Below are 11,605 nucleotides of genomic sequence, written 5' to 3'. Positions count from 1 at the left end.
ATTGGTGCCAGACACTTGTCTTGTCAGCAGTTGCTGTAGGTCAAGGTACTCGGCAGGCCCGGGCAGGGGCCATTGAAGCTAAACGTGCTGATACGTGCTGCATCATCCGTTTCGCCGTCAGCAGTCAAGATTTGAAAATCAAGAACGTTGTTTCCCATTGTGCACCTCCTTTCTAATATCTAAGGAATCGTTCCATGACAGGAACGGTATGCCTGACCATTTCCCCTGGAGTGCGGCAAGAGATCCGAGGACTCCGGCGGATCCGGTCAGAAAATCACACGACAGTTTTAGTCCTTGATTTCCTCGGACATAAAAACCGCCTTTACTTGGAATGATAAATAGTCGAAGAGAATCGCAATATGAGTTAATTACCTGATATTCCAGCTTGCTTTTATCGTCCTTTGCATTCAGAAAAGTCAAAAAGCCTGACATACCATATGCGTATGTTCCCTGTGCACACTGATAGTAGGTGCATGCGCGAACTAGGGACTCATACTCTTTGTCCAAGAGACATTCTCCGGTCGCTTTTCGCAAGGCATATAAAGCGATTGCAATACCGCATGACCCGGTTCCCAGATATGGCAGAGTTCTCCACTTTTCATCGTATTCCATGGTCATATTTTGGGTCAAAACACATTTTTTAATATCGTTTTGTATTGCATGTAGTGCATAATCCACATATTTTTCATCTCGATCAACCGTTCTATAGATTTCGGCCCACAATAAGGCCGCGCCAGACCAGCCATATAATAATCCAGCGGATTCACATTCGACATCGTTGGTAAGCATGTTCTGCAACTTTGATGAGGCTAAAAATAGTTCATCATATGATTTATTCGACCCGATACTTAGGTCATTTAGGCCGACGCCAGCCCATCCGGACCAATAAGTAGGATTAATGGGGTTTGCCACGGGCAAAGAATGTGCTTCTCGAGCGAGTTCATCAAATCCCGCCATGCGTAAGCCATACTCCAAACCATCTTTGCCGGCGAATCCTCGGTTTTTAACGCCCGAAAGATGATTTAAAATCCATTGAGATGCTTTTTGAACCGATGCGGAATCTATTGGATCACCTGCCAAAGCTAACGTCGACAAAGCACCCGCAACGCCATAAGGGTATCCCACCGAGGCTTGTACAGCATTAGGGCCAAATAGTTCTATATCACCGGGTAGAGCAACTGTAGCGCCTTCATCAAAATGAAGGTGTGCCTTTATTCCCCGAGCTAGTCCATGTATTAAATCTTCAATAGAAGCGAGATTGACAGCTCGCTGATCCAAGGATAGCTGAGTATTTTTAGATGTCTTTTGAATTATAGATTCGATGGAGTCTTCGTTAATATCGAGATGACTCTGCGCGTGTCTAGCGATTCGTATAATGCTTCCTTCATTGCCCTGATCTGTAATGGTGGCTTGAGGAAGAAGCATATCTAACTCCAGCAACCCTAATGAACAAAAATCTGCGTCGGTGCCGGTAAACCCTGTCAGAGGACCATATCCTGGTGCTATTTGTTTAATTCGCCATCCTTTATCCATTTTGTGCGCGAATTCAAAATCAATAAATTTAGGATTAACTCCGTTTTCCATAATGATATTTTTAGGGTGAATATCACCAAGAAGCCATCCGTGTCGATGAAAGAGCGACATTGCTTTATCAAGCTGTGAAACGGTATGATCAACCCATTGCCCAAAGGCAGCATTATCTAGTTTCCAAGGAGCTGGCTTTAGTATGGGAGTTCTAAGCATGCATTCATGCTTAAGGTTGTTCCCTGGTATTTTCTCCATCACGAGATAAAGGTTTTCCCATGCTCTAAACATTCCGAATACCTGAGGCACAAAGCCCGTATCTTGTAATTCGGATAAGACATGTTCTTCGTGCTTCAAACGATATACAGCATCATGGCCGTCGGAATCAAGCGCCGTATATGGTCGCGCCTCCTTTAGTACAACGATAGTTCCTTTTGAAACGTATTCATCCGTCAACGCCTCTGCGGTATACACACCTCCACCGCATGAAAAATGCATAGCTGATTTCATCTCGAATGGGAATGGTATAGATTGAGATTCTATGGATTCGTGTAGAAATTCCGGTATTTTCACCCAATCCGGCACGATAAAGGTAGGACGACGTACATCTTCCTCCTCGACTCCGTCGGGCCTTTTCAATACACTTATATATTTTGTCTTATCCTTAGGCGGGATAAAAGCGCCGAAGCGATAGAATATAGGCCCGTTCCTCCAACGTCTATCCGAAAGGATATAGGGTCCTGACTCATTCCCAATAATGTCGTCTAACCCATTGAGAGTAGAATGAAACTCCAATTCGTTTACTGGATATATTGTAATATATTTTCCGGCAGCAGCCCTATCGGTATATTTACTGTTTTGATCAAAAAAATCAGCTTTTGTTGATAGATATTTAAATGCGACTTTTTTTGAAAAACAATAATTTGATACTTCTCTTAATATCTTTTCATAATTCCAAAGAGTTGCCGAGATGTGAATCTTCCATCCCTGTTCCGGAATTTTAACATTACTAGGACGACAATTTGTCCATGGGGTACCTTTATATATCTTCCAATTATTTGGAAAGTGAATTTCATCATCAAGTCTTGGCGAAGATTGACGATCTGGTGGCTCATAGAAGGAACTGTTGGACTGACAGAATGGGATATATTTTAGGTCGATGGGCACGATTCTGTCTCTTTCCTTATTAATGGCTTATGACATTTTTATTACATCACCTATTCGCGTGCCGCGCGACCCGTTATGGGTTATCTGTCATCTCCAGATGACAAGAGATAAGAGTCGATATAGATTTCCGTCCAGTCGTCGGCCTTGTCATCATATGATGATATATACATTTTTTGTATAGTTTATGTCTGTATTTGTTATAGAGTTAGTCAGAGTGTTGCTTATTTGACCTAGCGGAACATAGTGTATTTTGTGTAGATGTCCAATCGGTTGTAATCGGTGAAAAGTGATATATATGCAGCATATATAAAATAACTATATTTTATAGTTAGATGAGGAATTATTGTAATAAATCGCCAAATTTCTTTTAGCTATGAGATATATTGTTCCGTTGCGAGATTGCGATAAAATGGTGCCGTTTTAAAAAGTTGTTTATGGGTTCCCGATCCGATAATCCGCCCTTGATTAAGTACATATATAAGATCGGAGTCAATTATCGTGGCGAGTCGATGCGCAACGATAATAAAAGTGCGGCCTTCTACCTGAGTCAATAGCTGAGTGATAAGGCGTTCGTTATCGGCGTCCAGGTTTGCGGTGGCTTCGTCGAGCAGGATGATTTTTGCCGTGGAAAGAAGGGCGCGGGCTATGGCGAGTCTTTGGCGTTCTCCGCCTGATAGCATGATTCCGTTTTCCCCTATCTGCATATCAAGACCTTTGTCGGATCGATCTAGCAGATGGGAGAGATTCACGGATTCCAATACCCGTCGGCATTCATCATCGCTACAATCGTTTGATCCGAGAAGTAGGTTCTCTCGTATGCTACCGGACAGTGCCGGTGAATCCTGTTCCACGTATGCGATGTGGCTGCGTAAATCGTCTCGATCACAGGTTGTTATGTCCTTACCGAGTACATTGATATTTCCGCTGGAAGGATCATAGAAACGTTCGATAAGTTGCAGGATCGTGCTTTTCCCTGCCCCTGAGGGCCCGACAAGTGCCGTGACACTTCCTTGGGATATGGAGAGATTCAGGTCACGCAGAATTGGTTTGGATCCATAGGAGAAGTAGACGTGTTGGAATTCCACCGCTGGCGGACGGGGCCCGCTGTGTGCCAGCGGCATATGTTCATTGATTGTTGCGACGACGGTGTCAGAGTCCTTTTCTTCGGGAATATCCAATATTTCCCGTATACGGTTCATTGCGGCCATTGAATTGCCGATTTGTGAGCCTGCGTAAATGATCTGGCTGAGCGGTGAGATGCTGATGAACAGCAACATGATGAACTGAGTAAGTTTCTCTACGGATAGCAGCCCTGTGGTTACGCGCCATAATCCCAGACCGAACACAATGATAGCTGCGAGTTGCAGGGCTATCGTGGCCAGTGGATTGACGATCGACTGGATTTTGGCAATCTTGAGTCCGGACAGGCGGACGCGGTTGATCAAGGCGGCAATAACCTTATTCTCGTTCTCGAAGCCGTTTGAAGCGCGTATGGTGCGGATGCCGGCGAGATCACGATTGAGCGTGGAGGTAAGGTCGCCGAGCGTGTATTGGCTGTCATAGCTTGCTCGTTCGATGAATTTAGCGGACAGCAGCATGAGCGTGAATACCGTAAGGAGCAAGGTGATCGCTGTGCCGAATAGGATCGGGTCAAGCATTGCCATAAACGCAGCGGAACCGATGACGGTGATGAAACCTGATGCAAGGGCTGATGTGCACTGCATGAATGCATTACGCAGTTGTGAGGTGTCGTTGCCGACACGGCTGAGCAGGTCGCCGGAGTCACGTTGATCGTATTCGCGTATGGGCAGACGTAGCAGGTGTTTGCTTAGTGCGAGACGAGCATCCCTTACGATATCCTCCCCTGTGCTCTGCAATTGGTAGTTCTGTAGGGCTGATATAGCTCCTGAAGCGGTGACGAGTAACAGCATTCCGGCAATGACGGGCCACTGGGGAACCTGGAATACACCATTCTGGAAGAAGTTGGTCATGTACTTAGGCACGAGCAGCGTCATAACGGCTCCTATGGCTCCAAGACATAGGATGAGTGCCAGCCGTCCTCGGTATTTTCGGAGAGGAGAAATCAGATTGTACATGGAGGCATGTTTCATGTGCATGGTGTCGTCCGGGTCGTTGGCGGTCATTGCGTATCTTTCCGTTCGGAACTGGTTCTGGTGATGGTGTACCGTCTGACGGCATCAGGTTCGCCGATGGGTATGCCGTTGGCTTCGACCCAGGCGTGTGCGCGAAAGGGACGATCGGTGAACCCGGTGCACCATGTGACGGATCGGCGAGATATGCGGCATGCCGCCGCCGTGGAGAGCGACCGAAGCAGACAACCCTGCTGGCTGCGGCATCTGCGGCTTACCGAACATACGGCGTTGCGGTAACGCTTCGCCATGTCGGCATCGGCTGGCGGATACCGTTCGGACCACGTTTCAAGCCGGCGGCAGAACTTTCCGATTCGTTGTCGTTCCATCCGTCTTCCGATAATGATGGCAATCAGCGCCACCAGGCGGTCGTGAAAGTTGACGCGTGTGGTTGCTTCCGGCTGTAGAGGGATACTCATAGGCGCACGTGCTTCCCTATATCGGCGAGGAATCGTTCCGTATCCCGGACGATGATTTGTCTGTCGGTCTGATATTCTTCGGCGATTGCGTTCATGCAATCCTCGACGGTTTTGCCGTGCATCAGACCGTCGAGGATGATTCGGCCTATTTCGTTGACCTGCAGGTATTCGCCGGTGTCGTTGACGAATACGATTGCCCCTCCCTCTTTGGGATATAGGGATATCTGGTCTTTCAGGCTGGTGTTCGCCATCGTGTTATCGGTTTGCATGTCTTAGCCACCTTTCCACTGCCGCGACTCGTTGCATTTCAAACAGAAACGTGATGTCAGGCATCGGCATGGAAGCTCGACGCCGTACGGCTGGTATATCGATCAGTCCTTCTTCGTCCAGCACTCCGCCGGCGATTGAGTCGAGCAGCGTGTCTTTCGAGCGTTGCCATGCCAGATACAGTGAATATGAGTGATCGCCTTTGACGGGACGCCGGAATATCGTTTCGGGGACTATACCCTTGAGCGCCCGGTACAATACGGCTTTGTGTAGATTTCCCTCGGTGCGTGCACTGATTGGGGCGCATAGCGCATAGCCCACGATTCCACGGTCCAGGTAGGGGGAGCGGAACGTTATGTCGTCGGAGGCGAACGTCCGATTAACCTGATTGAGCATTCGTGCCTGCATTGACAGAGAGTAGAGCGCCTGATGACGGCTTCGGTCGGGGCTTAATGGCCGAATGTCGGCGTGTTTCAATTGTGATTCAATGGCGCCATATAGGGTATCCCTGGCTTTCGCGGTCAGGAATTCGGGAATGCGTATGGCATCGTGCCATCCACAAGGCGAGGAGCGATGGCCATGATCTTGTTCCGCGTCCAGGAGCGATGACCGTAATTCCTCATGCAGATCGGTGCTGTCGGTCAGATCGAGAATTGCCTGATAGGGTGGGACCCGGTAATCGGCGCTGTATTGTCTTCGAATGTCCCGTAGCCGCAGCGGGTGTTCCCGCAGACAACTCCATGATGAGGATGGCATGGATGCGAACAGCTCGTCTCCTCCGAAACCCGTGACATGGATACGGCTTGTGTCTGCTTCCATTTCGGAGATTCGGCTGAGATAGCCTTCGATATCGCTCCAGAAGACCGGTTCTTCAGGTATCTCTCTGTTGGGATATTCGGCTGTGGATTCGAATGATCTGTTTCCATCCACGACTCGGCCGATTTTGATGAGTGGCATCCGAACGTCCTCGGAGATTCGCTCGGCCCATCGGGAATCCTGATTCATTGGATCGTCGGGTGTTTCATGATACAGGGGCATACGAACCCCCTCACTGGCGAAGATGTATGCGATGGCGGCGGAATCCACTCCTCCGGACACATCGGCGGATAGTGGTGCCTCATTGCGCCACTCATCCGCGATCGTCAGGAAACGGCTCCTTAGCGATGCCAGAATTACGTCGTTTGAAACATGTTTTATGGGTGAAGGTTCCGCTCTCGTATATCGCGGCCTATTGGATTTGTCGAGGTGCAGTGTGGTTGCGGCGGGTACGGAATGTATGTTCCTCCATGGGGATTTGTCCCCTCGCAGGCTGTCAGGGAGCGAAGGCAGCAGATCCATGATGATGCGTTCCAGGTCAAGATCGGCGTTCGTGATGCTTGCAAGCCGGAAGGCGCTGTCCGACAGGAGCACTTCATCTTCGGAGACGGTCCAGAACATGCGATCGCCACTCAACAGAGGAACCTGGACGCATGTTCCCTCGTCATTGATGCTGATGGAGGCGGGAAGCTTCGAACGGTCCGTCGGCTTCCCGCCGCGGACAATCACGGTACGGTTTGGGTTCTTATGCGTAAACGGCATCACGTTTCCCTATCCTGATACAGCTAGGGATCATCAATATATGCAGGGTTTCGGTCAGTTCGATCCCCAAGGGAACGGGGCCTTGGCTCCGCCAACATCGACATAGTTGCCGAACCATACGCCATTGGTTGCTTCCTTGAATGATGCGATGACCTCAACGACAGGAGGCACATAATCCTTCATCTTCGTTCTCCTCATGTTCTGTATATGGAACCGGATTGCATGCCGGTGCATGCCATTCCAGTTAACCTGATTTGGATGGTACATCCAAGAATGTGTTTGGTGTTTGTCATCTTCGGATGACAAACACCAAACACATGGACCTATGGGAGCGGGTGATCCGCCGGCGTTTTTCAGTCTTCCTTCCAGAGCTGGCCGCGGGAACCCTCTTTTACCACGGTGCCTTTATCCAGTACCACAACATCATCGGTAATCGGCTTCAGTCTGCCGTCCGGTTCGGATGCGATGAGCACCGCAACGCCACGATTCGCCTGCTTCCGTATCTGCTCGCAGATCCAATTCGTGCCCGATTGATCAAGTGCCTGGAGCGGTTCGTCTACGATCAGGGCTTTGGGGTTGGGAAGCAGAGCTATAGCGAATCGCATTTTGAGGACACCGATCGGAGCGAGATCGTGGAGCTTGACGGTGAGAAGATTCTGCAGTTCGGTCATGTGAATGATCCCGTCAAGAAGCGAATCAGACGTCCCGGCCCAGAGCGCCTTCCAACGAAGATAGGTTCCGGCCGAGTAATACGGGGACAGTGAAATGGCTTCGGGCATTGCACTCACAACGTTTTTTGGTATACGGGATGTGCCATAGGGTTTGCCACAGGTGGATATGCATCCGGAATCCGGGATATCCAGTCCCAACAGCATCCGGAGAACAGTTGTTTTGCCGGCGTCATGCGGTCCCATCAGAACGGTGACTCGACCTGCATAGGCGGCAAATGAGATCCCATGCAATTCGCGACCGGCATGATTGAATGAGACGTTCTCAAACGCGATGATGGGTGAAGCCGAATCGGGCAGCTGGCACATCGTTTTCCTTTCTTCGATTGACCCGAGCCGCAATAATCGAAGTCCCCCCCCCTAACGGTTTTTGGATACTGCCCTATCTTAGGGGATGGCAGAAGTGACGTGATATATATGCTAGGTTTGTTCCGTTCGCTTGAGCGATGGACATAGACAGTTAACCAGTTCGCTCTATTCTCCAATAAAAGGATTGTGGTGTTTGTCATCTGAAGATGACAAACACCACAATCCTTGAGATGAATATCGTGATTTTTATGCTGGTTTGCCGCCTGTTATTTGGTCCAGCCCCGATTGATACCAGGCTATGGCGATTTGAACCCGGTCCCGCATGTGCATTCTGGCCAATATGCGGCTTACCGTGCGCCGTACCGATGTCGTTTCGATGAATAGGCGCTCCGCGATTTCCTGATTGGACAAGCCTGCCGCCACGAGTTCCGCGACTTCACGTTCCCGCTTGGAAAGTCCGTCGAATAGGCTTCGTAGCAGCTTGATGCGGGTGTTGTCCGATATGGGCCGAACCCCGCGATTGAGCACTTCACCGGTGATTCTCGGTGTCAATACCGCATCTCCGTTATGCACGGCGTGTACGGCGTCACGTAGCTGTTTGGGGGTCGCATCCTTGAGCAGGAATCCGGATGCCCCGCGCGCCAATCCGTCGAAGGCGTAATCGTCCTCATCGTATGTGGTCAGGATCAGTATCTGGATTTGGGGGAATTGCTCCTTGATGATGCCCGTCGCCTCTATGCCGTCCATGACGGGCATGCGCACGTCCATCAGAATCACGTCAGGCAGTTGCTGCGGTGATTGCCGTAGGAACTCGATTGCTTGGGCGCCGTCCGCGGCCTGTGAGCTGACGATGATGTTCGGATCGTTGTTCAGCATCATCATGAAGCCGGTGCGCGCCCCTCGCATGTCATCGACCAGCATGACCTTGATGATGTCGTCTCTTGCATCCTTCATGGTTCTTCCGTTTCTTTCAGGGGATTAGTGCCTTGACCGCCCAGCCATTGCCGTATGGCCCATAGGACAGGGTGCCGCCCATTTTCGCAAGGCGTTGGGAGAGTCGTTGCAGTCCGGTTCCACCTGTCGGCTTCCCGCTTTGACCGGATGCCTCGCCGGTGGTGTCGTGTCCGGAGACGTGTCCATCGTTGCGGATCGTGATTGCTGTTCCGCCATCACGGTAATGATTCCAGGAGACGGCAATGCGGGTCAGTCCCGCGCCGTGCCGAAGGGCATTGGTCAGTGCCTCGCGAGTGACGGCGAAGCATAAATCCGAACGGCGGGGATCCTCGACGCGTCTTCCCGTTTCGGTGAACACGACGATGATTCCGGTTGAGCGTATGTGTTCCAGTACGGGTCTGATATCGTCCCAATCCCGTAAACGAAGGATGTCATCCTGATTCACTGGTTCAAGACCGACCTGTTCCAAAGACGGCTGCGATTCCTCTTCATTGAAGACCTTTAAGATGCGGCGCGTATCACCCAGACTGTCCTTCGCAATCGATGTGATCTCCGCTAAGACATCGGCCAGTTGCGGGTCGGAATAGCCGCCGTTCCTTATGCAGTCCTCGCCTCCCTGCGATAACGCGATGATCGAGGTCAATCCATGACCGACGCTGTCATGCAGTTCGTTGGCCATGCGAAGGCGCCGTTCCGTACGATTCTTCTCCTCCGCCAGTATTGCGGCCTTTCGCCGTGCCTCGGACAGCAGCCTATTCGCCGTTCGCCGTTCCCGCACTATGGACAACAGTGAGGATGCGATGCCGGCCAAAGCGACGGAATACAGTAACGCCAAATACTGAGGCTGTAGATAGGAGGGATAGATGCATTGCATTGCGATCATGCAGATCATGGCCAGATCGCACATGGCCTGGGCATACAGGGGAAGCCGAATGCACAGATAGAGCACCAGGATAAGCGCGACCTGCGTGTATGAGTGCAGGCCAACGCCGAACAGGACGCCCAGGGAGAGTTCTATGAATTCCAAGGCCAGCAACGCCACGGGGCTTCTGGACCTTAACGTCACGTTTATGGCTCCTAAAACCAGCAGTATGAGGAAGTACCATATCCCCGCTCCCTCGTTGAGGAACCGGATAAACGAATATCCTGTGCCGATTGCCATCCGCTCTTTCACATAATCGCGGATCAGCACGCCCATCGTGCCAACGATGCAGATCAGAGTCGTCGTGAAACGAAGCAGGCGTTCCCCTTTGAGCTGACGAAGCCATAGGATCAATCGATCCCGCGGGGTGACGGCCAGCGTTTGTCCCCCATCTGATGACTTACCCCGGCGTGAGCCCATAATGAGGCGGTTCCTCGCAACCTGCACCTTACGCCTTCTTCGTTGTCCGAGAATACAGCTCTCCCATTATCTACGATTCGAGGCTCGCATGTCCATGACCTGGCTCCTGTTTGACATCTACGGATGACAGTAACTTATCGCGGACTTCCCGCTCCGCTTGCGGAGAGAATGCTCCAGGCGGGGCTGTTCGACATACTCTCCGCAATCGGCGCGGGAACGCGGCCCCGGGCCATGCGCTACGCGCATGACCGTGTTGCTTGGCCGCTCGCATGCTCGCGGCGGTGGGCCGCGCGGAATCTGACGAGGGGTTTGCGGCCACCACCAGCATGCCATGCGCTCCGTCTGTGTTCCCTGCGCCGTGTCCCGCGCCGCTCCCGTGCCTGCGCTGCGACGGCGGACCAGCATGCCGTCTTCGCTACGGCCCGGATCGTCGCGGTCCACGCCTCCGGTCTCTCCGCCTACGCGCATGGCAGGCGGGTGGTGTCCGAAATGGAAACCACACGGAAAGGACCGATGGACATGAACGACATGGTGGACACCCGCATGGCGGGAACCGGACTGGCGAAACGCGTACGCGACGGGTTTCTTCAGGACCGGCGTGAACTTGGACCGGCGCAAGCGGCCGACAAGTGGTTCGCGCCCCTGATGGACAGGTGGAACGGCCTGCTGTCGCGCGACGAGGGCGGCTTCTCCCATGAGGAGCGCGTCACGCTGGCGGTGCTGATGACCGAGTGCCTGAGCATGCGGGACGCGCTGATACTCGCATCGCTGCGCGAAATGGGCGGCGGCGAACTGCACATGCTGTACGCCCAGCCGCATTCGATGGAATCGGCGGCCGTGGTCATGCGCGAACTGTCACGGGCGTTCAAGGACGCCGACTACCAGCCGGACACGCGACGCGGGGAACGCGCGACGGCGTTGCTGGAATCGGTGACGGCCGACGCGCCGGACGGATACGAGGCGCAGCCGATGGCGTCGTGCGCGTACCTGCTGTGGATGGCCGACCGTTCGACCGCCGCCGCGGTGCGCGCGCTCAAGGCCTTGGCCTTGGATGACGACTGTTCGCTGGCGTCCCTCGTGCTCGCGGCCAGCGAACACGGCATCCGCCCCGCATGGACGGAACGCCGCCGCCACTGAACGTCGGCCGCGGATTCAATCCGGTCGGGG

General features: G+C 52.3%; 11 protein-coding genes. 1 reads left to right on the top strand and 10 read right to left on the bottom strand.

The window, feature by feature from the left end:
- Nucleotides 1-23 precede the first annotated feature (23 nt).
- From BCAL_RS13910 to BCAL_RS02870, 10 genes are all read right to left on the bottom strand, one after another.
- Nucleotides 24-158, bottom strand: a complete 135-nt coding sequence (locus tag BCAL_RS13910) for a hypothetical protein (protein ID WP_257798101.1) — start codon at nt 156-158, stop codon at nt 24-26.
- Complete coding sequence (lanKC, locus tag BCAL_RS12585) at nt 139-2,691, bottom strand: class III lanthionine synthetase LanKC (protein ID WP_150378753.1); 2,553 nt, start codon at nt 2,689-2,691, stop codon at nt 139-141. The genes BCAL_RS13910 and lanKC overlap by 20 nt, the downstream gene beginning before the upstream one ends.
- Nucleotides 2,692-3,062: 371 nt before the next feature.
- Nucleotides 3,063-4,835: an ABC transporter ATP-binding protein gene (locus tag BCAL_RS02895; protein ID WP_043164784.1), complete on the bottom strand. Its 1,773-nt coding sequence runs from the start codon at nt 4,833-4,835 to the stop codon at nt 3,063-3,065.
- Nucleotides 4,832-5,260: a lasso peptide biosynthesis B2 protein gene (locus tag BCAL_RS14050; protein WP_081886553.1), complete on the bottom strand. Its 429-nt coding sequence runs from the start codon at nt 5,258-5,260 to the stop codon at nt 4,832-4,834. The genes BCAL_RS02895 and BCAL_RS14050 overlap by 4 nt, the downstream gene beginning before the upstream one ends.
- A complete protein-coding gene (locus BCAL_RS02890) occupies nt 5,257-5,529 on the bottom strand; it encodes a PqqD family protein (RefSeq protein ID WP_043164786.1) in 273 nt (90 codons plus the stop codon). The genes BCAL_RS14050 and BCAL_RS02890 overlap by 4 nt, the downstream gene beginning before the upstream one ends.
- Nucleotides 5,516-7,105, bottom strand: coding sequence for an asparagine synthase-related protein (locus BCAL_RS02885; protein ID WP_043164788.1), 1,590 nt, complete (start codon nt 7,103-7,105; stop codon nt 5,516-5,518). Before BCAL_RS02885 ends, BCAL_RS02890 begins: the two co-directional genes overlap by 14 nt.
- Nucleotides 7,106-7,159: 54 nt before the next feature.
- Nucleotides 7,160-7,288 carry a lasso RiPP family leader peptide-containing protein gene (locus BCAL_RS13065; protein WP_106426817.1) on the bottom strand — a complete coding sequence of 43 codons (129 nt, stop codon included), beginning with the start codon at nt 7,286-7,288 and terminating at the stop codon, nt 7,160-7,162.
- Nucleotides 7,289-7,458: 170 nt separating this feature from the next.
- The gene (locus BCAL_RS02880; protein WP_043164790.1) at nt 7,459-8,142 is read right to left on the bottom strand and encodes an ATP-binding cassette domain-containing protein; all 684 of its coding nucleotides are present in this window, start codon (nt 8,140-8,142) and stop codon (nt 7,459-7,461) included.
- 246 nt (nt 8,143-8,388) lie between these two features.
- Nucleotides 8,389-9,096, bottom strand: a complete 708-nt coding sequence (locus tag BCAL_RS02875) for a response regulator transcription factor (RefSeq protein ID WP_032743799.1) — start codon at nt 9,094-9,096, stop codon at nt 8,389-8,391.
- 16 nt (nt 9,097-9,112) lie between these two features.
- Complete coding sequence (locus tag BCAL_RS02870; RefSeq protein WP_223847978.1) at nt 9,113-10,294, bottom strand: sensor histidine kinase; 1,182 nt, start codon at nt 10,292-10,294, stop codon at nt 9,113-9,115.
- A 663-nt stretch (nt 10,295-10,957) separates the two neighbouring features.
- Here BCAL_RS02870 and BCAL_RS02865 point away from each other — a divergent pair.
- Nucleotides 10,958-11,575, top strand: coding sequence for a DUF4192 family protein (locus BCAL_RS02865; protein ID WP_150335865.1), 618 nt, complete (start codon nt 10,958-10,960; stop codon nt 11,573-11,575).
- Nucleotides 11,576-11,605: the final 30 nt, after the last annotated feature.

Origin of the sequence: Bifidobacterium callitrichos DSM 23973 (genome assembly GCF_000741175.1) — a bacterium.
GTDB classification, from domain to species: Bacteria; Actinomycetota; Actinomycetes; order Actinomycetales; family Bifidobacteriaceae; genus Bifidobacterium; species Bifidobacterium callitrichos.
The sequence above is the reverse complement of the archived record's forward strand: the minus strand, read 5'-3'. Positions and strand labels throughout refer to the sequence as shown.